The 24,902-nt window shown below is 66.6% G+C and carries 22 protein-coding genes; 7 read left to right on the plus strand and 15 right to left on the minus strand.

What is annotated here, in order from left to right; translation table 11 throughout:
* From CLM73_RS11870 to CLM73_RS11880, 3 genes are all read left to right on the plus strand, one after another.
* A complete protein-coding gene (locus tag CLM73_RS11870) occupies window positions 1-1,104 on the plus strand; it encodes a CobW family GTP-binding protein (RefSeq protein ID WP_105238600.1) in 1,104 nt (367 codons plus the stop codon).
* A 112-nt stretch (window positions 1,105-1,216) separates the two neighbouring features.
* Entirely contained in the window at window positions 1,217-1,609 is a 393-nt protein-coding gene (locus CLM73_RS11875; RefSeq protein ID WP_105238601.1) for a nuclear transport factor 2 family protein, read from the plus strand.
* A 20-nt stretch (window positions 1,610-1,629) separates the two neighbouring features.
* Entirely contained in the window at window positions 1,630-3,033 is a 1,404-nt protein-coding gene (locus CLM73_RS11880) for an NAD(P)/FAD-dependent oxidoreductase (RefSeq protein ID WP_234015857.1), read from the plus strand.
* Between the two features lie 116 nt (window positions 3,034-3,149).
* Here the strand turns inward: CLM73_RS11880 and CLM73_RS11885 are convergent, their stop codons facing one another.
* The 7 genes from CLM73_RS11885 to CLM73_RS11915 form a co-directional block, all read right to left on the minus strand.
* Window positions 3,150-4,694 carry a PLP-dependent aminotransferase family protein gene (locus CLM73_RS11885; protein ID WP_105238603.1) on the minus strand — a complete coding sequence of 515 codons (1,545 nt, stop codon included), beginning with the start codon at window positions 4,692-4,694 and terminating at the stop codon, window positions 3,150-3,152.
* Window positions 4,695-4,804: 110 nt separating this feature from the next.
* Entirely contained in the window at window positions 4,805-5,632 is an 828-nt protein-coding gene (locus CLM73_RS11890) for an ABC transporter permease subunit (RefSeq protein ID WP_105238604.1), read from the minus strand.
* Entirely contained in the window at window positions 5,625-6,458 is an 834-nt protein-coding gene (locus CLM73_RS11895; RefSeq protein WP_105238605.1) for a taurine ABC transporter ATP-binding protein, read from the minus strand. Before CLM73_RS11895 ends, CLM73_RS11890 begins: the two co-directional genes overlap by 8 nt.
* 92 nt (window positions 6,459-6,550) lie before the next feature.
* The gene (tauA, locus tag CLM73_RS11900) at window positions 6,551-7,579 is read right to left on the minus strand and encodes a taurine ABC transporter substrate-binding protein (protein ID WP_105238606.1); all 1,029 of its coding nucleotides are present in this window, start codon (window positions 7,577-7,579) and stop codon (window positions 6,551-6,553) included.
* Between the two features lie 211 nt (window positions 7,580-7,790).
* Entirely contained in the window at window positions 7,791-8,336 is a 546-nt protein-coding gene (gene folE / locus CLM73_RS11905) for a GTP cyclohydrolase I FolE (protein WP_105238607.1), read from the minus strand.
* A 165-nt stretch (window positions 8,337-8,501) separates the two neighbouring features.
* Window positions 8,502-9,158, minus strand: a complete 657-nt coding sequence (locus CLM73_RS11910) for a response regulator (RefSeq protein WP_105238608.1) — start codon at window positions 9,156-9,158, stop codon at window positions 8,502-8,504.
* Window positions 9,155-10,579, minus strand: coding sequence for a cache domain-containing protein (locus tag CLM73_RS11915; RefSeq protein ID WP_105238609.1), 1,425 nt, complete (start codon window positions 10,577-10,579; stop codon window positions 9,155-9,157). The genes CLM73_RS11910 and CLM73_RS11915 overlap by 4 nt, the downstream gene beginning before the upstream one ends.
* Window positions 10,580-10,893: 314 nt before the next feature.
* On the opposite strand from CLM73_RS11915, the gene CLM73_RS11920 reads away from it, so the two are divergent.
* Window positions 10,894-12,981 (plus strand): carbon starvation CstA family protein, encoded by a 2,088-nt coding sequence (locus CLM73_RS11920; RefSeq protein WP_105238610.1) that lies wholly within the window; start codon window positions 10,894-10,896, stop codon window positions 12,979-12,981.
* A gap of 21 nt (window positions 12,982-13,002) precedes the next feature.
* Window positions 13,003-13,215, plus strand: a complete 213-nt coding sequence (locus CLM73_RS11925; protein WP_105238611.1) for a YbdD/YjiX family protein — start codon at window positions 13,003-13,005, stop codon at window positions 13,213-13,215.
* Between the two features lie 1,113 nt (window positions 13,216-14,328).
* Here the strand turns inward: CLM73_RS11925 and CLM73_RS11930 are convergent.
* Window positions 14,329-15,507: an MFS transporter gene (locus CLM73_RS11930; protein ID WP_105238612.1), complete on the minus strand. Its 1,179-nt coding sequence runs from the start codon at window positions 15,505-15,507 to the stop codon at window positions 14,329-14,331.
* 158 nt (window positions 15,508-15,665) lie between these two features.
* On the opposite strand from CLM73_RS11930, the gene CLM73_RS11935 reads away from it, so the two are divergent.
* Window positions 15,666-16,217: a Dps family protein gene (locus CLM73_RS11935; RefSeq protein ID WP_105238613.1), complete on the plus strand. Its 552-nt coding sequence runs from the start codon at window positions 15,666-15,668 to the stop codon at window positions 16,215-16,217.
* 85 nt (window positions 16,218-16,302) lie between these two features.
* On the opposite strand, the gene CLM73_RS11940 is transcribed toward CLM73_RS11935, so the two are convergent.
* The 3 genes from CLM73_RS11940 to CLM73_RS11950 are packed head-to-tail and all read right to left on the minus strand — an operon-like array spanning window position 16,303 to window position 18,633.
* Window positions 16,303-16,803, minus strand: a complete 501-nt coding sequence (locus CLM73_RS11940; protein WP_105238614.1) for a RidA family protein — start codon at window positions 16,801-16,803, stop codon at window positions 16,303-16,305.
* Window positions 16,791-17,672 carry a PhzF family phenazine biosynthesis protein gene (locus tag CLM73_RS11945; protein ID WP_105238615.1) on the minus strand — a complete coding sequence of 294 codons (882 nt, stop codon included), beginning with the start codon at window positions 17,670-17,672 and terminating at the stop codon, window positions 16,791-16,793. The genes CLM73_RS11940 and CLM73_RS11945 overlap by 13 nt, the downstream gene beginning before the upstream one ends.
* On the minus strand, window positions 17,665-18,633 hold the full coding sequence (locus CLM73_RS11950; RefSeq protein WP_234015858.1) for a Bug family tripartite tricarboxylate transporter substrate binding protein: 969 nt from the start codon (window positions 18,631-18,633) through the stop codon (window positions 17,665-17,667). The genes CLM73_RS11945 and CLM73_RS11950 overlap by 8 nt, the downstream gene beginning before the upstream one ends.
* 219 nt (window positions 18,634-18,852) lie before the next feature.
* Between CLM73_RS11950 and CLM73_RS11955 the strand changes: the two genes are divergently transcribed.
* Window positions 18,853-19,650: an AraC family transcriptional regulator gene (locus CLM73_RS11955; protein ID WP_105238616.1), complete on the plus strand. Its 798-nt coding sequence runs from the start codon at window positions 18,853-18,855 to the stop codon at window positions 19,648-19,650.
* An 8-nt stretch (window positions 19,651-19,658) separates the two neighbouring features.
* Here CLM73_RS11955 and CLM73_RS11960 read toward each other — a convergent pair whose 3' ends face one another.
* From CLM73_RS11960 to CLM73_RS11975, 4 genes are all read right to left on the minus strand, one after another.
* Entirely contained in the window at window positions 19,659-21,359 is a 1,701-nt protein-coding gene (locus CLM73_RS11960; protein ID WP_105238617.1) for an ABC transporter ATP-binding protein, read from the minus strand.
* A gap of 4 nt (window positions 21,360-21,363) precedes the next feature.
* Window positions 21,364-22,254: an ABC transporter permease gene (locus CLM73_RS11965; protein ID WP_199778286.1), complete on the minus strand. Its 891-nt coding sequence runs from the start codon at window positions 22,252-22,254 to the stop codon at window positions 21,364-21,366.
* A gap of 25 nt (window positions 22,255-22,279) precedes the next feature.
* Window positions 22,280-23,221 carry an ABC transporter permease gene (locus CLM73_RS11970; RefSeq protein WP_105238618.1) on the minus strand — a complete coding sequence of 314 codons (942 nt, stop codon included), beginning with the start codon at window positions 23,219-23,221 and terminating at the stop codon, window positions 22,280-22,282.
* Between the two features lie 63 nt (window positions 23,222-23,284).
* On the minus strand, window positions 23,285-24,877 hold the full coding sequence (locus tag CLM73_RS11975; RefSeq protein ID WP_105238619.1) for an ABC transporter substrate-binding protein: 1,593 nt from the start codon (window positions 24,875-24,877) through the stop codon (window positions 23,285-23,287).
* Window positions 24,878-24,902 lie beyond the last annotated feature (25 nt).

Here is a 24,902-nt window from a genome sequence, read left to right on the forward strand (position 1 = left end):
GTGGCGCGCATTCCGCTGACGGTGGTGGGCGGCTTTCTGGGCGCGGGCAAGACCACCTTGCTGAACCACGTGCTGACCGCCAGCCCGCGCCGCGCGGCGGTGCTGGTCAACGACTTCGGGCCTGTCGACATCGACGCGGGTCTTATCGCGGATCGCGCCGACAACGTGATCCGGCTGGCGAACGGTTGCGTCTGCTGTTCGATGGCGGGCGGAATGGATGACGCGCTGGCGCGGGTGCTGGCGCTGGATCCTTTGCCGGAATGGATTGTCATCGAGGCGAGCGGCGTGTCCGATCCTGGCCGTATCGCCCAGGTCGGGATGGCCGATCCCTTGTTGCAGCTGGAAGGGGTGGTGGTGCTGGCCGATGCCGGCGCCATCCGCGAGGGGGCGGCGGATCCGCTGTTGGCCGATACCGTGCAGCGGCAGCTTCGCGCGGCGGATCTGCTGGTATTGAACAAGATTGATCTGGTGGCGCCGGATGCATTGGCGGTAGTGGAGGATTGGCTGCGCGAGGCGAGCGGCGGCGCGCCCGTGGTGCGGGCGAGTGAGGGGCGGGTGGATTTGGGGGTGTTGATCGGCGGGGATGAAGGGACGGCGAGTGGGCATGAGGTGGGGCATGGTTGCGGCCATGGCGACAGGCACGGCGATGGTTCTGTCTGTGGCCACGGTCATGGCGGCCGCGTTGTCAGTGCCCACGGCGACGATCTCGGCGGCGTTCGCGTGGGCGGACACATGCCGCAGCATGTCGACCCCTCCGATCCCGCCCATCCCTTCCAAAGCTGGCTATGGCGCGCGCCGACGCTGTTGGATGCCGACACGCTCGCGGAGCGCCTGAAGCGGTTGCCCCGCGACGTGCTGCGCGCCAAAGGTTGGGTCCGCACCAGCCGCCACGGTTGGGTGCTGGTGCAATTCGCGGGGCGGCGCGTGCGCTTTGACACGCTGGCGCGTGCGCCGGCTGATCAACGCGAACCATCGCTGGTCGTGATCGGTATGCGCGGCGTCACCGACATGCCGGCGATCACGGCGCATCTGGACCTGGCGGCGCTGCACGATGTCGATGTCGACTTCGCACCGGACGCGGCCCGCGCCGTGCCGCTGCGCTAGTTCTGGTGCAAGCGATTCCCCGCGTCTGGTCCTACCCGCGCGCATGCCGCGCACGTACCTTGAAGGTTCAGCGTGGCGCATCTCGCGCCGCGCCAGCGAAGGAGAGTAGGCAATGCAACAGACCGTCACCGTGGAAATGCTGGCCGAGTTTGCGGCCGCCTGGAACCGGCACGACATCGACGCCTTGATGTCATTCATGAGCGAAGACTGCGTGTTCGAGACCGTCGGCGGGCCGGAGCAGTACGGCAGCCGTCATTCCGGTCCGGAGGCGGTACGCGCGGCCTTTGCCGCGGCCTGGAAGAACTTCCCGGACGCGCAATGGGAAAACGGCCGGCACTGGGTGGCCGGCGATCGCGGCGTCTCCGAATCCACGTTTCGCGGCACGGCCGCGGACGGCTCGCGGGTCGAGGCCGACATGGTCGACGTGTTCACCTTCAAGGGCGGCAAGATCCAGGTGAAGAACGCCTTCCGCAAGCAGCGTCCGGCCTTGCCGGCACGGGCCTAGCCACCATCATGGATACGCAAATGTCGGCCGGAATCTCCCGTCCGGCGCCCGCGTCCGGCGCCGCCATCAACGCCTACAACCCGGCTTACGATCCGCTGGTCTCGCCGCCCGGCCAGGGCCAGGACTACGCGCCCACCTACTGGGTGGCGACGGCCGGTACGCCGCCCGAAGACGATGGGCCGATCAGCGGCGACGTCGACGCCGACGTGGTGATCGTTGGCTCGGGCTTCACGGGCCTGTCGGCGGCATTGGCGCTGGCGCGCGATTTCGGCGTGAAGGCTGTGGTGCTGGAGGCCAATCGCGCCGTATGGGGCTGCACCAGCCGCAATGGCGGCCAGGGCCAGAATGCGTCGGGACGCCTGTACCGCTCGCAGTGGATCGAACGCTGGGGATTGGACACGGCCAAGCGCCTGGACGCCGAGATCCGCGAAGGCTTCGAGTATTGGAAGAGCCTGGTCGCGCAGGTGGATTGCGACGCGCAGCCCGGCGGCCATCTGTACACGGCGCATCGCCAGAAGAAGATGGCCTTTCTGCAGAACGAAGCGCGCGTGATGCGCGATGTCTTTGGCTACGACACGAAGATGCTCAGCCGCGCTGAATTGCGCGAACGGTATGTGGATGATCGCGAGGCCGTGGGCGCCATGCACGAGCCCGACGGTGTCGGCGTGCATCCGCTCAAGCTCGCCTACGGTTATCTGCGGCAGGCGCGGGCGCTGGGCGTGCGCATCCATCCGTCCAGCCCCGTGCTGGGCTGGCAGGTGGAAAACGGCATGTACCGGCTGCAAACCCCCGGCGGCACGGTGCGTGCCCGGCGCGTGGCGTTCGCCACCGGCGGCTACACCGCGCAGGGCGTCAATCGGCTGCTGGACAACCGCATCATGCCGGTGCTGTCCAATTCGATGGTCACGCGGGTGCTGTCGCCGGACGAGCTCGAGGCGGCAGGGTTAAAGAGTACGGTGTTCATCACCGACACGCGCACGCTGCGGTTCTACTACCGCCTGCTACCGGATGGCCGCATGCAGATCGGCAGCCGCAGCGCGCTACGCGGCGCAGACGCCGAAAACCCGCGCCACCTTGCGCTGCTGCGCGAAGGCCTGGCACGCAAGTTCCCCGCCCTGCGCGGTGTGGATGTGGCGTATTCGTGGTGGGGCTGGGTAGACGTCAGCCACGACATGATGCCGCGCGTGACGCAACCGGATCCCGCGCAACAGGTGTATTACGCCTTCGGCTACGGCGGCAACGGCGTGGCCTTCTCGGCCCACGCGGGCAGGCGGCTGGCGCAACGCATGATGGGCAAGGACGGCATTGCGTGGAACCTGCCGATCTACGACACGCCTCTGCCCGGGCATCTCTTCGCGCCGTTTCGCCGCATTGGCCAGGGATTGCTGTACCGCTGGTACTACTTACGGGACGAGTTGCTGTAGCAGTGCGGGGGCGTCAGTCCCTACGCTGATGCAGGTGTCTGACACCCTCTGAGATGGCCTCGCAGGATGAAGATGTTCTCACCAGGGTGTCAGACACCGTCAAAATGCAGCGGGTGTCATACACCGTCAAGCACGAGATCCTGCGCCACGCGCCGCTGCGCGTCGACCACCTTCGCCAGCCGCGCAATACCCGGTTCGATATGCTCCGGCCGGATCGACGTAAACCCGACGCGCAGGAAGTTCCGGGGCGCGTTGGCGCCGTCCATGAAGAACACGTCTCCCGGTTCGACCACCACACCTTCGGCTAGCGCCGCCTCGGACAGCGCGACCGCATTGAGCCACGGCGGCCCTTGCAGCCAGCACGATGACGAACCGGTGATCGGAATGGCCGTGAAGTCTGGCAGATGCCGCGCCAGCGCCTGCGCCAGTTCGGCGCCGCGCTTCTGGTAGGCCTGCGACTGGCGGCGTAGCAGCGAATGGTGGTGGCCCAGCGAGATGAAGAGCGAGAACGCGCGCTGGATGTATGCGGACGGGTGGCGCAGCATCAGGCGGCGCAGCGCGCGCAGTTCGGCGGCCAACTCGCGCGGCGCGACGATGTAGCCGATGCGCAGACCTGGCGCAAAGGACTTGGCCAGGCTGCCCACATAGATCACGCGCCCGTCCCGGTCCAGGCTTTTCAGCGCGGGGATCGCGCCTTCGCCCCAGCGGCTTTCGCTTTCGAAATCGTCTTCGATGATGAGGCTGTCGGCCTGCCGCGCCAAGGCGAGGAGCGCAGCGCGGCGCTCCATGGACAGCGTGACGGTGGTGGGGCACTGATGGCCCGGCGTCACGAAAAGGTAGTCGCATCCCAGCAGTTGCGTGCCCGTGCGCAGGCCCTGTTCGTCCACGGGCAGCGGCAGCAGATGGCGCGTGTGGCTGGCGAAGATGTTGCGGGCGTCCGGGTAGCCGGGGTCTTCCATGCCGACCACGGTGTCCTCGTTCACCAGCAGGTCGGCCAGCAGATAAAGCGCGTGCTGCGCGCCCACCGTGATGACGATTTCCTCGGCGTCCGCCCATACGCCGCGGCGCGGCAGCACCTGCGTGCGGATTTGTTCGATGAGCGCCGGGTCGTCATGCGTGATGAGGTCCGGCGCCCAGCTGCGGATGTCCAGCACCGACAGCGCCTTGATACAGCATTCGCGCCATTCGGCGGTGGGAAAGAGGTCCTGGTCGAACTGGCCGTAGACGAAGGGATAGGGCTGCTTCTGCCAGTCGCGCGGCTTGGTGATGTTGCGTTGCCGCGAGGGGCGAAAGCGCAGGCGTTCGTCCCAGCGCACACCGCCCGCTTCGGGCACATCCGCCGGTGTGGCGTCAGTCGCGGGCCCCGAGTGGCCTTCCATGACGGTGTCGCTGACGAAGTGGCCGCTGCGTTCGCGCGACACCAGATAGCCTTCGCACACGAGTTGCTGGTAAGCGAACACCACGGTGTTGCGCGCGATGCGAAGCTGGTCAGCCAGGTAACGGCTGGACGGCACCGGCATGCCGGGCGGCAGGTGGCCGCTCAGGATGGCCGACACCAGCATCTGGCGCACGCGCCCCTGCAGGCTGAGATTGGGCGCGCTGGCCTTTTCGAACAGGCGTTCCCACAACACAGGCTTGAGCATCGAGGCCTGGCTGGACATGGCTGGCTCCTTTTGACTGCGGACACCCCGCGCGCCGCACTGCCGCGCCCGGGGTGTCCGAGTCTCAGAATAAAGGAGCCGGATGGGGGAAGGAATGGGGGATTGCCCTGTCAGATTCGTCCCTTCCACGGGATGGCGAAACGTTCCAGATAACGCACCAGCAGGTCGAAGGCGAACGCAAAAAGTCCGATCACGATGATGCCCATGATGACCGTGTCGCTGGCCAGGAACTGTGCGGCGTTCAGCACCATGAAGCCCAGGCCCCGGTCGGCGGCCACCATCTCGGCCGCGACCAGCGTCGTCCAGCCGACGCCGATGCCGATGCGCATGCCCGTGAATATTTCGGGCATGGCCGCCTTCAGGATCACGTGCCAGACGATCTGGCGGCTGGTGCCGCCCATCGCGTAGGCGGCGTGGATCTGCTCGATGGACACCGAGCGCACGCCCGCGCGCGCGGCGATCGCCATGGGCGCGAAGATGGCCAGGTAGATCAGCAGGATCTTCGGGAACTCGCCGATGCCGAACCAAATGATGATGAGCGGCAGATAAGCCAGCGGCGGCAGCGGGCGGTAGAACTCGATCGGCGGATCGAAGACGCCGCGCGCGTAACGGTTCACGCCCATCAGGATGCCGACCGGAATCGCCGTGACGCACGCCAGGAAGAACGCGCCGAACACGCGGCCCAGGCTGGCGAGCGCGTGCTCGGTCAGCGTGGAGTTGGCCACCCCTTCGGTCATGGCAAAGACGAACTTGTCGTAGACGGCAATCGGCGACGGCAGGAACAGCGGCCGCACCCAGCCGGCGCTGGTCACCAGGAACCACAGCGCGATCAGCGCCAGGCTGGTCAGCAGGCTGATGTGGCCGCTGTAGCCCGCGCCCGGCGCGCCATACACCTTGCCCGGCGCCGCAGGCGTGTGGCCGATGCGGCGCTTAGGCATGGAGGGCGTGCGGGGAGGCGGCGCGCTCGTCCCCGTAGATGATGCCGAGGACTTCTTCTCGCATGGCGATGAAGTCGGGACTGGATTTGATGCCACGGCCATCGCGGGTCTCCAGGTAGCGCCGGTTGAAGGCCGGCTCGAACGTATGCGTGATCCGGCCCGGGCGCGGCGACATGACGATCAGCCGCGATCCCAGGAAGAGCGCTTCTTCCACGCTGTGGGTGATGAAGAAAAACATCTTGTTGGTCTGCCGCCAGATGTCCAGCAGCAGCTCCTGGATGGTTTCCCGGGTCAGCGCGTCCAGCGCGGCCATGGGTTCGTCCATCAGCAGCATGGCGGGGTCGCAGGTCAGCGCGCGCGCAATGCCCACTCGCTGCTGCATGCCGCCAGACAACTGATAGATCATGTGCCGGTGGAAATCCTGCAGGCCCACCAGTTCCAGATTGCGGCGGGCGCGCGCGCGGCGGGTCTCCTTGTCCACGCCTTGCAGCTTCAGGCCGAATTCGGTGTTCTCCAGCACGTTCAGCCAGGGCAGCAGGGCGTGCTTCTGGAACACCACGCCGCGGTCGGCGCCCGGCCCGACGATGGGGTTTCCGCCCAGCGTGATCTCGCCTTCGGTCGGCGACAGAAAGCCGGCCAGCAGGCTGAGCAACGTAGTCTTGCCGCAGCCCGACGCGCCCAGCGCGACGACGAATTCGCCGGGCTGGATGGTCAGGTTGACGTCGTGCAGCGCGATGACGGGGCCGCTGTCGTGCAGGCCGGGATAGGTGACGCTGACGCCTTCCGCGCACAGGCGCTGCGCGGCGGGTGTGGACTGCATGGTCATGCTGTTCCCCCTGATCGTGGTGGCGAGGCCTGCGGTTGCGGGCCCCGCCATGACGCTGCGGCCGGCGCCGGGGTGGCGCCGGGCCGGACGGATTACTTGATGGCCGCCTTCGCGTACTGGTCCGTGACGAACGGGCTGTAGTCGTCCAGCGTCTTGTCGATCTGCTTCTGGTCCTTCAGGAACTTGGCGCTGGCCGCGAAGGCGCGCGCGGCGCCCGACTCCTTGCCGCCGCCCAGCCAGGTCTTGGAGGCCTGTTCTTCCACGGTCGGGAAGACCAGAAGGCCCAGCGCCTCGACGATGTCTTCCGGCTTGCCGCCGATGAGTTTCACGATGCCCTTGACCTGCGGCGAATCCGCCGTCCACTTGGCGCTGTTGGCGCGATAGTCCGCGTAGGATTTGGCCAGGACGCCCGTGAAGGCGGCCATGAACTTCGGGTTCTTCTGCGCCCAGGCCTTGTCGACCACGATGCCGTCGAAGGTCGGCACGCTGGCCGCGCCGATCTGTTCGGAGTCGGCGATGATCTTGCCGGTCTTGGCGATCTCGGTCAGGGCGGGCGGCCAGACGTAGGCCGCGTCGATGTCGCCGCGCTGCCAGGCGGCCACGATTTGCGGCGGCTGCATGTTCAGGATGCGCACGTCGCGGGGCGGCACCTTCCAGACCTGCTCAAGCCCGACCAGCAAATGAAAGTGCGACGTCGACACGAACGGCGTGGCGACGCGCTTGCCCTTCAGGTCGGCGGTGCTGTTGATGCCGGAACCGTTGCGCGCCACCAGCGCTTCGGATTTGCCGATGTTGTCCAGGATCCAGAAGAGCTGCATGTCCACGCCACGCGTGGCCGCGGAGGTGATGCCGGTCGACCCCAGCACGCCCACCGGCACGTTGCCCGAGGCCAGCGCGGTGGAGATGTCGCCGCCCGAGGTGAACTGGCGCCAGTCGACCTGGTAGCCGGCTTCTTTCAAGGCCTTGTCGAAACTGCCATCCGCGATCGCGGACAGGAACGGCCCGACGATGAGCTGGTAGCCCACCACAAGTTTGGTCTGCGCGTAGGCGGGCGCAGCCAGTAGCGCGGCGGCCAGGCCGGCCAGGGTGCAGCGGCGAATCAGGCGGTATATCGCGTTCATGGAGATCTCCGGGAGAGAACGGCCGCGCCCCGGCGCGACCGGCTTGCTGGTGCCAGTTTGCCCGGATGGGACCAGAACGCTAGAGCCAGATGTCCGGTTCAGTAGGTGCCAAAAGCAACCGGGCCCGCCGGCTGCGGCGCCGATGCCCGAACGGGCATGGTCGTCGCAGCGGGCGGGCCCGCGATATGGGTCAAAAGGATTAGATCGCCGTTCAGCGAATCAGGCTGAGAAACTCCGCACGCGTGGACGGGTTTTCGTGGAATTCGCCCAGCATCACCGACGTGACCATGGAGGAATTCTGCTTTTCGACGCCGCGCATCATCATGCACATGTGCTGCGCCTCGATCACGACCGCGACGCCAGCCGCGCCGGTGACGCTTTGCACGGCTTCAGCCACCTGGCGGCTGAGGTTTTCCTGGATCTGCAGGCGGCGCGCGTACATTTCAACGATGCGGGCCACCTTGGACAGACCCAGCACCTTGCCGGCCGGCAGATAGGCGACGTGCGCCTTGCCGATGAAGGGCAGCATGTGGTGCTCGCACAGCGAGTACAGCTCGATGTTCTTGACCAGGACGATCTCGCGCGTGTCCGACGTGAACAGCGCGCCGTTGACGATTTCGTCCAGGTTCTGGTCGTAGCCGCGGCACAGGTGGCGCATGGCCTTGGCGGCGCGGGCGGGCGTGTCGGCCAGCCCTTCGCGGGACGGATCTTCCCCTAGTGCTTCGAGAATGGCGGTGTAGTGCTTTTCCAATGACATGGGGACTCCTGGCGGCGCGCCCTCTGGCGCGCGGTGATGCAAAGGGTGATGCGTGGGGTAATGCCTAGCGTAATGCTTGGCGTAATGCGTAGGTGTCGCAAGTCTACCTCAGCGGGGCGGGGGGGCCGCGGGCTTACCCGCGGCGTGTGGGGGTATTTCCCGCGTTCAAACCCCCCGGTTTTCGACCGCGTACTTGATGAGTTCGGCCTGTCCGTCGATGCCCAGCTTGCGTTTGATGTTCAGGCGGTGCGTCTCGACCGTGCGCACCGACAATCCCAGCGTCTGCGCGATCTGCTTGTTGGCATGGCCGTCGGCGATGTGGCGCAGCACGTCGCGTTCGCGGTGCGTCAGCAGCGTGGCCAGGGCGCTGGCCTGCGACAGCCGTACGGCCGCCGCGGCGCTGAAGTAGCTGCGGCCGGCCATGACGGCGTCGATGGCGGTAATGATTTCCTGCGCGGGCTCATCCTTCAGCAGGTAGCCGCGGGCCCCGGCCTTGACCGCCTGCACCATGTATTCGGGGTTGTCGTGCATGGACAGCACCAATACGGCGATCTGCGGATAGCGCTCGTGCAGCAGCGCCGTCAGTTCCAGGCCGCCGACACCGGGCATGTTCAGGTCCATCAGCACCAGATGGGGCAGGGTGCTGCCGTGGGGATCCTCGGCCATGCAGGCGGCCAGGAAAGCCTGGGCGGCGGCGGCGTTGCCCGCTTCGCCCACCACCCGCAACTGCGGCACGGTTTCCAGGCGCAGGCGCAGGCCGTCGCGCACCAGGGGATGGTCGTCGATCAGCAGGAGGCGGACGGCATCGGGTTTGTCGGTCATGCTTGAGAAGGCGTCGGAAGGGGGGCGCCGGCGGGCGGCAGGGGAAGCCAGGCCTGCAAGGTCGTGCCTTGCGCGGTGGAATGAAAGGTCAGGGTGCCGGACAGCGCGCTCATGCGTTCGCGCATGTTGCGCAGGCCGATGCCGCGATGCGGGTCCTGCTGGACTTCGGCGTCGTCAAAACCGCAGCCGTCGTCGCTGATGGTCAGGCGCAGGTCGCGCGCCGAATACGCCAGCGTCAGGTCGGCGCGCGTGGCGCGGGCGTGGCGCATGACGTTGGTCAGCGCCTCTTGCGTGACGCGGAACAGCGCGGTCGCATAGGCGTCGGGCAGCTTCACCGGCTGCCCGACCGTGCGCAGGTCCACGGCCAACGGCGGCGCGCCGTCCTCGCGGCGGATGGCGAATTCCCGGCCCAGATGCTCCAGCGCGGCGGGCAGGCCCAGGTCATCCAGCAGGGTGGGGCGCAGATTGTGCGAGATGCGCCGGACCTCGCCGACCGCCATGTTCAGCCGGTCCAGCGCGCCACCCAGCGGCGTGTCGATGTGCGCAAGCACGTGCGAATCGTCCGTGTGCGACTGGCGCAGCCGCTCGCGGGCGGCCTCCAGCGATAGTTTGACCGACACCAGCACCTGGCTGATGCCGTCGTGCAGCTCGCGCGACAGGCGGGCGCGCTCGTCTTCCTGAGAGCGCACGATCTGGCGGGCCATCAGGCGCAGCTTGGCGTCGGACTGGCGATGGTCGCTGATATTGAGGGCCAGACCACAGGCCGCCACGCCCAGGATGGAGACGGCGGCAATGCCCGCCACCCACGCGAACATGTTGCGGATATTGGCCTGCGCCGCGGCGTCGATGCGCACCAGCGCCTCTTGCACGTCGTCCAGATAGATGCCGGTACCCAGCATCCAGCCCCAGCGCTCCAGCACCACCACGTACCCCAGCTTTTCCACGGTCTGGTTGCTGGACGGCTTTTCCCAGAGATAGTGCACCACCTCGCCCTGCTGCCCGCCCCGCCGCGCCGCCGTCAGCAGGTTCTGGATGACGGGCTGGCCCTTGGTGTCGCGCAGGTTCCAGAGGTCTTGCCCGACCAGTTCGGGCTGGCGCGGATGCATCAGGTTCTTGCCGTGCAGGTCGTAGACGAAAAAGTACCCGTCGTGGCCGAACTCCATCTGCGCCAGCAGGTCCAGGGCGCGCTGGCGCGTGGTCTCGTCGTCGCCCGCGGCCTGCAGCGGCGCGATGGCGCTGTAGGCAAGGTTCACGTAGTGGCGCAGCTCGCCTTCCTTGCTGGCCAGCCAGGCGGTTTCGACCACCTGTTTTTCGCGCTGCGCCAACTGCAGTCCCTGCACGTAGACGGCGACCGTGATGGCGGCGACGGCCACCAGCAACGGAACCGCCGCAAGCAGCAAGATTTTGAGACGCAGCTTCATAAGGATTTGTATCAGGTCGGAGCGGATTTGCTGCGACGCATCAACCGGAGTGGTATCGAGGCGGAAACGCGGAAACTTCGGGGATTTTACGATTTCCACGGAAATTTGCTGCGGCGCATGACGTAGTAACACGTAGCTCGCTTGCGTAGTTTCGCGCTTGTTGGCGCGCTGGCCGCAGCGCAATACTGGCGCCCGCGTCGACCGGACGCAGCGTGGACGCGTGCGTCCGCCACCCCACAACAATGAGTCTGCCTTCCGCGGGACGAAAAAAGCGTTTCACGCCAAGAGCATGGCGGGAGGCAAGAGGAGCACTTATGCACACCAGCAGTAAGGGACTGGGTCAGCACCTGGTCTGGCTGGCGGTTGCGGTACTGGGCGCGTTTGCGCTGGGCACCGTGGCGCTGGCCAGAGGGGAGACCATCAACGCGCTATGGGTGGTGATTGCCGCCGTCTGCGTCTATCTCATCGCCTACCGCTACTACAGCCGTTTCATCGCACGCAAGGTCTTCCAGCTTGACCCGACGCGCATGACGCCGGCCTGGAAGTACAACGACGGCCTGGACTACGTGCCGACCAACAAGCACGTGCTGTTCGGCCACCACTTTGCCGCCATTGCCGGCGCAGGTCCCCTGGTCGGCCCGGTGCTGGCCGCGCAGATGGGCTACCTGCCCGGCATGCTGTGGATCCTGGCCGGCGTCGTGTTCGCCGGCGCCGTGCAGGATTTCACGATCCTCTTCATCTCCACCCGCCGCGACGGCCGCTCGCTGGGCGACCTGGTCAAGTCCGAACTGGGCAAGATCCCGGGCGTGATCGCGCTGTTCGGCGCGTTCATGATCATGGTCATCATCCTGGCCGTGCTGGCGCTGATCGTCGTGAAGGCGCTGACGCATTCGCCGTGGGGCACCTTCACGGTGGCCGCGACCATTCCCATCGCGCTTTTCATGGGCGTGTACCTGCGCTACATCCGTCCGGGCAAGATCGGCGAGGTCTCCATCATCGGCTTCGTCGGCCTGATGGCGGCCATCACGTTCGGTCAGGACGTGGCCGCGCATCCGGTCATCGGCCCGATGTTCGACTTTGACGGCAAGGGCCTGACCTGGATCCTGATCATCTACGGCTTCATCGCCTCGGTGCTGCCCGTGTGGCTGCTGCTGGCGCCGCGTGACTACCTGTCGACCTTCCTGAAGATCGGCACGATCGTCGGTCTGGCGATCGGCATCGTGGTGGTGGCCCCCGAACTGAAGATGCCCGCGCTGACGCAGTTCGTCGACGGCTCCGGTCCGGTGTGGTCGGGCAACCTGTTCCCGTTCCTTTTCATCACCATCGCCTGCGGCGCGGTGTCGGGCTTCCACGCGCTGATCTCCTCGGGCACGACGCCCAAGCTGATCGAGAACGAAACCCAGGCCCGCTACATCGGTTACGGCGGCATGCTGATGGAATCGTTCGTCGCCATCATGGCGCTGGTGGCGGCATGCGTCATCGAGCCGGGCATCTATTACGCAATGAACAGCCCGGCGGCCGTGATCGGCACGACGCCGGAACAGGTGGCGCAGGTAGTGTCGAGCTGGGGCTTCATGATCACGCCGGCCGATCTGGTGCAGACGGCCAAGGACGTGGGCGAAAGCACGATCATTTCGCGCGCCGGCGGCGCTCCGACGCTGGCCGTGGGCATGGCTCACATCCTGCATCAGGCGCTGGGCGGTCCGGGCATGATGGCGTTCTGGTATCACTTCGCGATTCTGTTCGAAGCGCTGTTCATTCTGACGGCCGTTGATGCCGGCACCCGCGCGGGCCGCTTCATGCTGCAGGATCTGCTGGGCACGTTCGCCCCGTCGCTCAAGCGCACGGATTCGCTGCCGGCCAACCTGATCGCCACGGGCCTGTGCGTGGCGGCGTGGGGCTACTTCCTGTATCAGGGCGTGGTGGATCCGCTGGGCGGCATCAATACGCTGTGGCCGCTGTTCGGCATCGCCAACCAGATGCTGGCCGCGATCGCGCTGACGCTGGGCACGGTGGTGCTGTTCAAGATGAAGCGCGACCGCTATGCGTGGGTGACGGTGCTGCCGACGCTCTGGCTGCTGGCTTGCACGCTGACCGCCGGTCTGCAAAAGCTGTTCCATTCGGACCCGCGCGTGAGCTTCCTGGCCCATGCGGACAAGTACAACGCGGCGATTGCCGAAGGCAAGGTGCTGGCGCCGGCGAAGTCGCTGAGCGAGATGTCGCGGGTGGTGATGAACGACTACATCAACGCCGGGCTGTGCGCGATCTTCATCTTCGTGGTGGTGAGCATCGTGGTGTTCGGCTTGAAGTCGGTGCAGCGCGCCCGCAACGAAAACAAGCCGACGTCCCGCGAAACGCCGTACGAGTCGCTGCCCGCTGCTGCTGCGGCTGGCGCCGACTGACCTTCATCCAGGAGAAGCCGCATGCTGTTCAGCAATATGACTTCAGCGGCCGGCGCCGCCGGCCGGTATCTGGGGCAGACGCTCCGGTTGATGGTGGGCGTGCCGGATTACGAGACGTATGTCGAGCATATGCGGCGCACGCATCCTGAGCAGGAGCCGATGAGCTATGAGGATTTCTTCCGGGAGCGTCAGGAGGCGCGATACGGGGGGAAGAAGCGGATTGGGTGCTGCTGAGTGTTTTGGATGGAAGGCCTTGCTGATGCAGGGCCTTTTTTCTGTGGGTGTTGTTAGGCAGTTCGTAGGGGGCGATTATCGTGCGCGTTATGTTCTTCGTAGGTTGCATTAGTTCTTCGTAGGTCGCCCGACGCCGCGGTCACCGTGGGCACGATCGCCCACGATTGCGGTCCGGAGCCTTCGCTCCGGACTGCCCCTTCGTCATCTTCGTCCAGGCCTTCGGCCTTCCCTTCAGATTCCCTCGGGCGCATCGACGGCGATCGCGCCCACGGTGACCGCGACGCCGTGCTGCCAGGGTCTTTGGTATGCGCGCTGCAAGACCTGTGGACGGGGCAGGGGATCTGCGGGGCCGCCGAATTGCTGCCGCCCGGGCGGCGGCAACCCGGCGTATGGGCGGTGGGACGTCGGGGCGATGTGCGCTTGCGCGCTGGCGGGGAGGTGATTGCTAATGGGCGCTCCAACACGGGGGGGGCGATGATGGGCGGCGCGCGGCGACGGCCAGCGTCAGCTTGCCGACCCGTTCGCGCGCCGCCCATCGGGCACTGGGGTTCACTTGGCGATGACTGGCAGGCGGTGGTTGCTGCTGATGGTGTCAGACACCCGAATCGGTCTTACGAATGTGGCGGTGGTTGCAGCTGTTGGTGTCTGACACCCTTGGAAGAAGGGGTTGGCATGACGGGCATCTCGCCAGGGTGTCAGACACCTGACCCAGATCCAGCCACACGCGAAGCGTCATCCCCACGACGCAAGATGCTGCGTAAGCCCCCAAAGGCCGCCCGCGCGGCCGGCCGGGGGCGGGCACCGCAAGACGCTTCTCTTCCACCCCGCCGTGTGCAAGAACCTAAAGAACCCATCTCACCCCAGCGCCCGTAAAGATTAGGCAATCAGAGCCCGGTGTGGCGTGGGCCTGGGGTGGGCGGGGCGTTCAGATGCGCCCGACGGAAACTGAAGGGAGCCGAAGGCGGACGAAGTTGAGGACGGGGCAGTCCGGAGCGAAGGCTCCGGACCGCAATCGGAGCCCCGCCCACCCCAGGCCCACGCCGCGCCGGGCGTCTCAAGAACCCTAACCTTCGCCAGCGCTAGCTATCCCCAGCCAACCACCGCAGACTACGTTCACGCGACCTGCCGCCGTCTGACCTTCTCCGCGTACATCACCAGCGGCACTGCTCCGGCCGCGCATATCGCCATGACCAAGAATCCGCCAGGTGCATAGGCCCGGTACAAAGCGCCTCCAATCTGAATGCTGGCGAACATGAACACGCCGCCCGACAGCAACGCATACAACGCTATCGCGGACGTCTTGCAGGCTGCCGGAACGTGGCGGGTGATGTACCACATGATCGCGGCGTTATTGCCCGCCAAGGTGAAGCATTGCAGTAGTTGCAGGCCTGCGATAACCGAAGGATCCGTGGTGGCGGACAGTCCCGTCCAGCGAATGGCGGTCATGACGGCCGAAGCCAGAATCAGCCACTGCGCACCCGTGCGAGCCAAAATGCGAGGCGCCAGAAAAAAGAACAAAACCTCGCTCGCCACACCCACCACCCACAACAGCGAAATCATCGCCGTCGACAACCCGTTCGCGGTCCAGTGCAGCGTCGAATAGGAATACAGGAAGCCATTGCTCGCCTGCACCAGCGAAGCCGCCGCGATGCACAAGAGAAGCGGACGATCCCGCAAGACGTCGCGCATTGGCAGGCGCGTGCGATCGGCCGGGGTTTCGTTGGCCGCGGGCCGTGCCGCCCGAGGCAGCAGGCGCACGCACGCCAGGCACGCCATGATCAGCAGGATCGACAGCCACATCACCCAGTCCGTGTCGAACGTCTTGATCAGATAGCCGCCCGCCACCGTCACCGTGGCAAATCCCAGCGACCCGCACGCGCGCATCACCGTGTAGGAATTGCCTTGTCCACGCCCGCTTGCGATGGCCATTCGGTCCATCAGCGGCAGCACTGCCGGGAACACCGCGTTCAGCAGCAGCGTGATCGCCAGCAGCCAAGCTGAACTCTGGCTGAACGGATAGCACACGAAAAGCACCAGCGACGCCGCCAGCGCTGATGCAATTAGCGCGTGAGCCCGGCCCGTCTGGTCCGCCACGTGCGCCACGATCGGCGTCGACACGATCTTTGGCAGAAACGACGTCGCGACGATCAGCCCGATCAGCGCCGGGTCCAGTCCCCGGCTGGCGAACCACAAAGGCAAGAACGGGATGCTGACGCCTTGCAAGCCGTAGTACAGGAAATAGAACCCGTGTAACGCGATGGCGCCTTGCCTGGCGTCGGGATTGCCGCGCATGGTGGTGAAGGAAACTGGGAGATGCGAAGCGGCGTAGCATACTCCTTCGTCGCGCCGGGCATTGGCAAAGCGCAGCCGGAGATTTACGCTGTGCCTCGCGGCCGGCTGCAAGTGCGCCGCGAACGTGTTTTCCGATTTCTAACCAGGAGCTGCGATTCATGGCCAAGAAACTGAATGAGAAGACCACCAAGGCGCTGAAGGACCGCCGCAAGGCGCCGCTGGCGACGCCCACCGATCTGGCGTCGGACGCCACCCGCGACATCTCCGCGGCGCTGAACCAGATACTGGCCGACGTGTTTGCGCTGTATCTGAAGACCAAGAATTTTCATTGGCACGTCAGCGGTCCCCACTTTCGCGACTACCACCTGCTGCTCGACGAACAGGGCGATCAGCTCTTTGCCATGACGGATCCCATCGCCGAACGCATCCGCAAGATTGGCGGCACCACGTTGCGGTCCATCGGGCATATCTCGCGGTCGCAGCGCATTGCCGACAACGACGCCGACTACGTGCAGCCGCTGGACATGCTGGCCGAACTGCGCGAAGACAACAAGGTGCTGGCCGCGTCGCTGCGTGAAGCCCACAACGTGACCGACGAGCATCGCGATATCGCCAGTTCCAGTCTCATTGAAAACTGGATCGACGAGACCGAGCGGCGCACGTGGTTCCTGTTCGAAGCCAGCCGTCAGGGCGACTCGACGGGGCATTGAGCCTGGCCGCCGAAGCGGCGGTTCAGTCATACCGTTATCGTCGTACCAGTGCCGCCCGCCCGGCAGCGCGGGCGGGTTGGCGGGGTCAGCCGGGGTCGTCCAGCAGCGCGCTGATTTCGATTTCGGCCCAGCTGCGGCCCGGCAGGCTGGTCACGCCCACCGCGCTGCGCGCCGGACGCGGCATGTGCGGGAATGCGGTCTCCAGCACTTGTGATGCGCCGTCCAGCACCGCGCTGTGGTCTTCGAATTCCGCCTCGCTGCGCAGATAGCCGCGCAACTGCAGGACGGCGCGCACGCGGTCCAAGTTGCCGCCGCAGGCCTGGCGCAGGGCGCTCAGCGCGCTCAGTGCAGCCTGCGCGCATGCCGCGCGGGCCGCGTCCATATCGGCGCCATGCCCGCATATACCGACGATGGGTGTGCCGTCCCGCCGGCTGGCCTGGCCGCTGACGCACACCAGCGTTGCGCCGGTCACGACTGCCAGGTGGTAGGGCGCATAGGCGCCGCGCGGAACGGGCGCGGCGGGCAGGCGCCAGCCCGCCGCGATTAGCCGCGACTCGGCCGTACAGAGGCTGCTTACCGCATCCATTGCGTTTCGCCGCTCAACCAACACCCGGGGGCATCTGCGCGCCGGCGCAACTGGATGGCCGACGGCGAGCCCATGGCCACGCCCTGGCGGACCGTGTATACCCCGTCCGCCGGCACGCTGCCCGTCTCGTTCAGGTAGCCCCACAAGGCCGCGGCCGCAATGCCGGTGGCGGCATCCTCGGGGTAGCCGGACGCCTTGGGAAATTGCCGCGCGCTGGCGCCGTCCGCGCTCAGCGCATAGGGATAGAGGCCGGTCGAGCCGATGGCTTCGCAGATGTCCCGCATGGCATCGAAGTCCGGCGCCAAGGCATCCAGGTCGGCCACGCTTGGCATCCGCACCAACGTCTTTACGCGGCTTGTGCTGGCATTGATCATGTGCAGGCCGGGCAGATCGGGGTCGATGCGCAGCACGGCGGCGATCGCGCGGCATTGCGCTGGCGTGAGCGCCGAGGTGGCAACGGCAGGTTGCGACACCCAGGCGCGATTGCCGGCGTTGTCCCACTCGATGTCCACGCTGCCGCTCAGGGTCTGAACCCGTGCGCGCGGCGTGCTCCAGCGTTCCCACTGCCGCAGGGCCCAGAGCGTGCCCACCGTTGCGTGGCCGCACATCTCCATTTCGTGGCCGGGCACGAAAAATCGCAGTTGGCACAGGTGGTCATCGCGGTCGGCCGGCACCACGAAGGACGACTCGTGGCCGTGATGCGCGGCCAGGGCTTGCATGTCGCTGGCCGACATGCCGCGCGCGTCAAGCACGAGCGGCACCGGGTTTCCGCCTTGCAGGGGCTGGGACGAATCGACGAATACGCGCAGCAGGGCCGCCTGGCCGGCGGGAGGCTGGGCGGGGGGCTGGTTGGGGTGAAGGTCAGTCAAACTGGACTCCGGTCTTGGTGATGAGGTCGCCCCAGAAGGCGAGGTCGTGTGAGACGGTTTGGGTCAGCGCCTCGGCCGTGCCGGGTTTGACGTCGACGCCCTTGGCGGCCAGGTCGGCGGCAATGGCCGGGTCCCGCAGCGCCGTGTTCAGGGCAAGGTTCATCTTTTCCACGATGGCCGGCGGCGTGCCCTTGGGAAAGGCCAGGCCATACCAGAGCGATTGCGTGTAGGCCGGCATGCCCTGGGCCGCGAACGTGGGGACGTTGGGCAGGATGGGGGTGGCGCTGGTGGTCGCCACCGCAATCAGCTTGCCGCTCTGCACGAAGGGCGCCAGGCCCACGGGATTGTCGAACATGATGTCGACCTGACCGCCGATCAGATCCGTGTAGGCGGGCGCCGCGCCACGATAGGGAACGTGCGTCAGATCCAGTTTCTCGTCCTTCTTGAACATCTCGCCCAGCAGGTGCGACACCGTGCCGGCGCCCACCGAGGCATACGTGCCGACGCGGCGCGCTTTCAGCGCCCCGACCAGTTCGGCAAGTGTGGCTGCCTTCAGGGCGGGCTGCACCGCCAGCACATAGGGCGACGTCCCGATGAAGCCGATGTAATCCAAATCCTGGGCCGGCTTGTACGGCAGATTCTTGTACAGGTGGGCGGCAAGCGCGGTGGTGCTGGTCGTGACCGCCAGCGCGGTGTAGCCGTCCGGCTTGGCGCGGGCCGCTTGGCCGGAGCCCACGGTTCCGCCCGCGCCGCCGGCATTCTGGATGATCACGGTCTGCTTCAGTTCGCGCGTCAGCGCCGGCTGCAACGTGCGCACCACCAGGTCCGTGCCGCCGCCGGCCGGGAAGGGGACGATCAGGGTAATGGGCTTGTCCGGCCAGGCGGGCTCGGCCAGGGCGCTGGCAAGCGGCAGGGTAAGGAGGGCGGCGGCAAGCAACGCCGACGGAAGTGTGCGAATCATGGATTTCCCCTTGTGTGTTTGTCGAATGACCCAGATCGTAAGAAGCGGGCGTGCCGGCGGCGAACCGCGGCGCGACAGTATCTGATCCCGGGCGCGACAAGGGAATCGTCCTGCAGGCGCCGGGCTTGCATGAAACCCGCCGCGCGCCGATACTGCCCAAACGCCCATTCATGCCGCTGCCGGGCGTCCCCCGGCGGTTCATACGCCCCGCACGTTCCCATGTCGCGTTCCGTCCCGCTTTCCTCCAAACAGGACCTCATCGCCCAGACAGGTTTCGCCCTGGCGGCCAGCCGGCAGCCGCGCTACGCCTTTCATTGGCACGAGCACGACTGCGCCATGCTGCTTTGGCCCCGGGCCGGTGCGCTGGATAGCGCCTGGCGGGACGAGGCCGGCGCGCGCCGACGCTGCCGGCTGGTCCGTGGCCAGGCGTTGTTGCTGCCGTCGCATGTCGAGCACAGCACGCGCGCCGAAAGCATCTCGCAACAGCACGGCGAACTGTATCTGGCCCCCGAACTGCTGCGGGCCTGCCGGGCGGGGGGCGTGCTGCAGCTGGATGGCGCGGCGCAGGCCATGCTGGACGCGCTCTGGAAGCCTGCGTTGTCGGCCGCGGCGCTGCCCATGCTGGTGGCGGCGTTGATTACCCAGCTCGACGCGACGCACCGGATTCACGGGCAGGTCGGTGCGCCGCAGGCGCCGCTGCCGTTGGCGCGCCAATGGTTGGACCTCTTGCGGGAGCGACTGGAAGAAGGGCAGCCGCTGCCGGCGATCGCGGATTCGGCCAGTGTGCTCGGCGCCACTACCCGCACGCTGCAGCGCGCCTGCATGGAAACCTATGGCCAGTCGCCCATCTCGTTACGACGCATGGTCCTGGCACAGGCTGCGCGTCAGCGGCTCGCCATGGGCGAGCCGGCGGCAAGAGTCAGCGCCGAACTGGGGTTTTCCAGCAGCGGACACCTGGGCCGGCTGCTGCGCGCGGTCGATCCCTCGTCAGAAACCGGCATCGCCACACAAGCCTGAACGGGCAGTCAGGGGACGGCGCCCACGCCGGATTCGAACATTGCCTTGCCCGCGCCGCCCTCGGCCGGCGCATGGCCCGGAATGGAAGCGATCAGTTCCCGGGTGTAGTCGCTGGATGGCTGCAGAAACACGTCGCGCGCCGCGCCGATCTCCACCACCTTGCCGCGCTGCATGACAGCGATGCGATGGCACAACCGCGCCGCAACGCGCAGGTCGTGCGTGATGAAGATCATGCTCACGCCCAACCGCTCCCTGATCGATTCCAGCAGGTCCAGGATCTGCGCCTGCACGGAAACATCCAGCGCGGAGACCGCTTCGTCGGCAATCAGGATTTCCGGCTCCATCATCAGTGCGCGTGCGATTGACAGGCGCTGGCGCTGTCCGCCCGAGAACTCATGCGGAAACCGGTCCAGCGCGCCCGGATCCATGCTGACGAGTTCCAGCATCTCGATCATGCGGGCGTGAACCTGCGCGGGTTGCGCCCCAAAGTTCAAAGGGCCCTCCGCCAGCGTGCGGCCGATTCTGCGGCGCGGGTTGAACGAGCGGAAGGGGTCCTGGAACACCATCTGCACGCGTTTTCGGTAAGCACGCGCCTGCGGTCCGGACAGCCTGCCGACCGCTTGCCCATCGATGAAAATCTCGCCAGACGTCGGCGCGGCAAAGCGCGCCAGGCACCGGCCCAATGTGGTCTTTCCCGAGCCAGACTCGCCCACGATGCCCAGCGTCTCGCCCCGCGCCAACTGCAACGACACGCCGCCCAGCGCATCGACGCGGCGGCGCCGGGATTTGAACAGGGACCGGGTTTCAAAGCGCAAGGTCAGGTCGCGCACCTCCAGTGCTGGCAGGTCTGCCGGCGCCAGGGGCTTGGCGCGGAAATCGCCGCGCGGGCGCGCTGCCAGCAGGCGCTGCGTGTAAGGGTGGCGGGGGCGCTCCAGCACATCGGCGGCAGTGCCCTGTTCGACGATACGCCCCGCCTGCATCACGACGACGCGGTCGGCAATCTCCGCGACGACGTCGAAGTCGTGGGTGATGAACAGGACGCCGTTGTCGTGGCGGCCCCGCAGGTCGTTGAGCAGCCGCAAGACCTGCGCCTGCGACGTCACGTCCAGCGCGGTAGTCGGCTCGTCCGCGATGATCAAGCCCGGCTCCATCGCCAGCGCCATGGCGATCATCACGCGTTGGCGCTGACCGCCCGACAGCTGGTGCGGGTAGGCGTGCTGCAGCTTTTCTGGATGGGGCAGGCGCACATCAGACAGCAGGGCCAGGACGCGGCCGGCCACCGCCTCGCGCCCGAGCGTCTTCGCGTGGAACTCGAACACCTCCGCGATCTGGTCGCCCACGCGCATGAGCGGATTGAGCGCCGTCATCGGCTCCTGGAAGATCATTGCCATCCGGTTGCCCCGCAGCTTTTGCAGCGTGTCCCGGCCGGCGTGGGTGATGTCGCGGCCCGACAGCGCAATCTGGCCGCTTTCCAGCGTGAGTGTCCCTTTGGGCAACAGGCCCATGATGGCGCTGGACGTCACCGACTTGCCGGACCCGGATTCGCCTACGATGCAGACGATTTCGCGCGCGCGGACGGTGAACGACACGTCGTCCACGGCATATCGGCGATCGCCGCTGCCGGGCAGACGCACCTTCAGGTTGCGCACGTCCAGGATGGGGGAGTCGGGCGCGCCGGTCGCCGGGGCCTGGGGGAATGCTGTGTTCATGGCGTCAGCCCTTCGATTTGCGGGAGAGTCGGGGATCCAGGCGGTCGCGCAAGGCGTCGCCGAACATGTTCACGGCAAGGATCAGCAGGGCCAGGAACACGCCCGGATACAGCACGATCCAGGGCGCGCGCTGGAAGAATGGGCGTCCCTCGGCGATGATGCTTCCCAGGCTGGGGATCTCTGGCGGAAAGCCCAGTCCCAGAAAACCCAGCACGGCTTCGGTCAGGATGGCCGCTGCGCAGACGAAGGTGGCTTGCACCACCAGCGGGTTGATCGTGCTGGGCAGAATGTGCCACCACAACACCTTCAGGGCCGGCGTGCCGGAACCGAGCGACGCCTCGACATAGGGTTCCTCGCGCACCGACAGCACGACGCCGCGCACCAGCCGCGCCACGCGGGGAATCTCGGGAATCGAAATGGCGATGACCATGGTCACGATGTTGGCGCCGCCCAGCGCGACCATCGCCACCGCCAGGAGCAGGCCGGGGATCGCCATGATGCCGTCCATCAATCGCATCACGGGGGCGTCGAGCCGGCGGACATACCCGGCGGCCAGTCCGATGACCAGGCCTGCCGCGATGGCAATGGCGCTGACCAGCGCTGCAAGCGTGATCGACAGGCGGCCGCCGTAGAGCACGCGGGACAGCAGGTCGCGGCCGAGAGAATCGGTGCCCAGCCAATACACATCGGAAGAGGGCTGCAGCCGCGCGCGCGGCGCGAGCGTGCCGGGGTCGTGGGAAGTGAGCCACGGCGCGCCCACGGTCAGCGCCACCAGCAGCAGGAGCAGCAGCAAAGAGCCGAGCATCACAGGGTCGTGGATCAGGGCGGTGATGGCCTGACGCAGCCGCGATGGCGGTGCGGCGGGCAGGAGGGTGGCGGGAAGAGTGGGGGGCATAAGTCAGCTCCGGATCGTCGGCGGTTCAATAGCGGATGCGGGGATCGAGGACGACATACGCCATGTCGATCAGCAGGTTGACGAAGACGTAGATGAACGAGAAGAACAGGATGGTTCCCTGCACCACGGGGTAGTCCCGGGCAAGCACGGAATCCACGATCAGGCGGCCGACGCCGGCGATGTTGAAGATGGTCTCGGTCACCACGACGCCGCTGATCAGCGTGGTCAGCGCCACCCCGACAATCGTGACGATGGGAATCGCGGCGTTGCGCAGCGCGTGGCGAAACAGCACGAAGCGTTCGGTGACGCCCTTGGCCCTGGCCGTGCGCACGAAGTCTTCGCCCAGCACATCCAGCAGGCTGGCCCGCGTGATGCGCGTGATCAGCGCGACGAACACCATGGCCAGCGTCACGGTCGGCAGCAACAGGTGCTGGGCATACCGGCCGATGCCTTCGTCGAGCGGCGAGTACCCCTGCACCGGCAGCCAGTCCAGGTGGACCGAGAACACCAGAATCAACAGATACGCCACGACGAATGCGGGCATTGAAAACGCCAGCACGGCGCCGGCCATGATTCCGCGGTCCGCCAGGCCCCGGTGGCGCCACGCCGCCAGCACGCCCAGCGGAATCGCCGTGGCAATGGTCAGCAGAATCGCGCACGCCGCCAACGAGAACGTCGGGCCCAGCCGCGCCGTGATCAGCGCGGTCACGGGCTGCCGCGATTGGATGGAGCGGCCCAGGTCGCCCTGAACAAGCGCGCCCATCCAGCGCAGGTATTGCGTGCCCAGCGATTGGTCCAGGCCCATCTCCGTCCGGATCTGGGCGATGGATTCCTCGCTGGCCATGTCGCCGGCGATGACCCGCGCGGGATCGCCGGGCGCCATGCGCAGCAGCAGGAACACCACCGTGGCGACGATGAGCATGACGGGGATCGCCGCCAGCAGGCGTTTGATGATGAGTTCAATCATGAATATGCCTTTCCATTGCCCGGGCCGGTCCGGGGGCGGCCGGCCGGGCCGAGACGTTGCGCGCTACCAGAAGAGGGGAATCTGCGCGTCCGTCATGCGCCCCAGTTTGGCGGGGTTGTATCCCTTCACCTTGGAGTACGTGCCCAGCGGGATGAAGAACACCTGCTCGTAATTGAGCTTCTGGATGGCAAGGGCAATTTCCTTCCGTCGGGCCGCATCGCCGGTCTCGGCGAACTGGTCGCGCAGGCGCTCCATCTCGTCGCTCTTGGTCCAGCCGATGTAGCCGGCCTCGCCGCGCCCATCCAGGTTGGGATTGGTCAGCGGGTTCATCAGGTCCAGGCTGGTAAAGCCCGTCTGGAAGATGCTCCAACCGCCTTGCGCCACCGGATCCTTCTTCGAATAGCGGGACAGCAGGGTGGCCCAGTCCATGGACTGGATCTCGACATTCATGCCGATCGTCTTGAGCGCCTGCGCGGTCACGGACGCCAGGCTGGAAAGCACGGGCAGATCGGTCGGGTGCAGGATCACCACCTTGCTGCCGTCATAGCCGCTTTCCTTGAGCAGCGCCTTCGCGTGCGCCAGATCGGGCTCCTTCGTCTGGGTGGCGCCGTCTTCGGAGGCGTACGGAGAGTTGCAGCTCAACACCGCGCCGCACAGGCGGTACATGGTGTCGTCGCCGATCTGCGCGGCCAGGTAATCGCCCTGGTAGACCGCGGCCAGCACGGCACGGCGCACCTTGGGATTGTCAAAGGGCGGCTGCAGCCAGTTCATGCGCATCGTGAAGATGTTGGTGCTGTCGCCATAGGATTTGAGCGCCACGTTCTTGGCGTCCTTGAGCTGCGGCAACAGGTCCGGCGGTACGTCTTCCACAAAGTCGATCTCGCCGCGCCGCAAGGCGTTCACGGCAGTCTGCGAGTCCGAAATGCTGACCAGCTCGATCCGGTCCGCGACGGCGACCTTGCCGCCGGCAAAGCCGCTGGCGGGTTCCTTGCGCGGCACATAGCCGGTGAACTTCACGTACGTCGCCTTCACGCCGGGCTGGAAGTCCGCCGCCACGAATTTGTACGGACCCGAACCGATCACCTCGGTGATCGGCTGAGACACCGGCACCGCCGCGATGCGGCTGGGCATGATGAAGGGCACGGGCGAGGCCGGTTTGGCCAGCGCTTCGATCAGCATGCCGAACGGCTGCTTCAGGTGGAACACCACCGTGCTGGCGTCGGGGCTTTCCAGGCTGCGGGTCGCGGCCATCAGGCGCAGGCCCAGGACGTCACGCTGGCCCCAGCGCTTGAGCGAAGCGACGACGTCTTCGCCCGTTACCGGCGTGCCGTCATGGAACGTCAGGCCTTTGCGCAGCGTCAGGGTGACGGTGAGCCGGTCCGCGCTCTCCTGCCAGCTTTCGACCATTTCGGGCTGGGGCTTGCCGTCGGCATCCAGCGCAAACAGCGTGTCGAACACCATGTAGCCGTGGTTGCGGGTGATGTAGGCATTCGTCAGGATGGGATCGACGACGCGTAGCGGCGCCTGCATGACGATTTTGGCGGTGGTCTCGGCGTGCAGCGCGCTGACAGGCGCGATTCCGATGGCGCAGACAAGGGTGGGAGCAAGAACGGCGGGCGCGCAAAGGCGACCCAGTCCGGGAAGCGTGAATTTCATACCGGTACCTTCAGAGTGAGGGTGG

Source organism: Achromobacter spanius, from assembly GCF_002966795.1.
GTDB classification, from domain to species: Bacteria; Pseudomonadota; Gammaproteobacteria; order Burkholderiales; family Burkholderiaceae_B; genus Achromobacter; species Achromobacter spanius_D.

Excerpts from the sequence above, each read along its gene's own strand:
- CLM73_RS11875 (WP_105238601.1), top strand. The coding sequence starts at position 1,217 with ATGCAACAGACCGTCACCGTGGAAATGCTGGCCGAGTTTGCGGCCGCC.
- CLM73_RS11880 (WP_234015857.1), top strand. The coding sequence starts at position 1,630 with ATGTCGGCCGGAATCTCCCGTCCGGCGCCCGCGTCCGGCGCCGCCATC.
- CLM73_RS11885 (WP_105238603.1), bottom strand. The coding sequence starts at position 4,694 with ATGTCCAGCCAGGCCTCGATGCTCAAGCCTGTGTTGTGGGAACGCCTG.
- CLM73_RS11890 (WP_105238604.1), bottom strand. The coding sequence starts at position 5,632 with ATGCCTAAGCGCCGCATCGGCCACACGCCTGCGGCGCCGGGCAAGGTG.
- CLM73_RS11895 (WP_105238605.1), bottom strand. The coding sequence starts at position 6,458 with ATGACCATGCAGTCCACACCCGCCGCGCAGCGCCTGTGCGCGGAAGGC.
- tauA (WP_105238606.1), bottom strand. The coding sequence starts at position 7,579 with ATGAACGCGATATACCGCCTGATTCGCCGCTGCACCCTGGCCGGCCTG.
- folE (WP_105238607.1), bottom strand. The coding sequence starts at position 8,336 with ATGTCATTGGAAAAGCACTACACCGCCATTCTCGAAGCACTAGGGGAA.
- CLM73_RS11910 (WP_105238608.1), bottom strand. The coding sequence starts at position 9,158 with ATGACCGACAAACCCGATGCCGTCCGCCTCCTGCTGATCGACGACCAT.
- CLM73_RS11915 (WP_105238609.1), bottom strand. The coding sequence starts at position 10,579 with ATGAAGCTGCGTCTCAAAATCTTGCTGCTTGCGGCGGTTCCGTTGCTG.
- CLM73_RS11920 (WP_105238610.1), top strand. The coding sequence starts at position 10,894 with ATGCACACCAGCAGTAAGGGACTGGGTCAGCACCTGGTCTGGCTGGCG.
- CLM73_RS11925 (WP_105238611.1), top strand. The coding sequence starts at position 13,003 with ATGCTGTTCAGCAATATGACTTCAGCGGCCGGCGCCGCCGGCCGGTAT.
- CLM73_RS11930 (WP_105238612.1), bottom strand. The coding sequence starts at position 15,507 with ATGCGCGGCAATCCCGACGCCAGGCAAGGCGCCATCGCGTTACACGGG.
- CLM73_RS11935 (WP_105238613.1), top strand. The coding sequence starts at position 15,666 with ATGGCCAAGAAACTGAATGAGAAGACCACCAAGGCGCTGAAGGACCGC.
- CLM73_RS11940 (WP_105238614.1), bottom strand. The coding sequence starts at position 16,803 with ATGGATGCGGTAAGCAGCCTCTGTACGGCCGAGTCGCGGCTAATCGCG.
- CLM73_RS11950 (WP_234015858.1), bottom strand. The coding sequence starts at position 18,633 with ATGATTCGCACACTTCCGTCGGCGTTGCTTGCCGCCGCCCTCCTTACC.
- CLM73_RS11955 (WP_105238616.1), top strand. The coding sequence starts at position 18,853 with ATGTCGCGTTCCGTCCCGCTTTCCTCCAAACAGGACCTCATCGCCCAG.
- CLM73_RS11960 (WP_105238617.1), bottom strand. The coding sequence starts at position 21,359 with ATGAACACAGCATTCCCCCAGGCCCCGGCGACCGGCGCGCCCGACTCC.
- CLM73_RS11965 (WP_199778286.1), bottom strand. The coding sequence starts at position 22,254 with ATGCCCCCCACTCTTCCCGCCACCCTCCTGCCCGCCGCACCGCCATCG.
- CLM73_RS11970 (WP_105238618.1), bottom strand. The coding sequence starts at position 23,221 with ATGATTGAACTCATCATCAAACGCCTGCTGGCGGCGATCCCCGTCATG.
- CLM73_RS11975 (WP_105238619.1), bottom strand. The coding sequence starts at position 24,877 with ATGAAATTCACGCTTCCCGGACTGGGTCGCCTTTGCGCGCCCGCCGTT.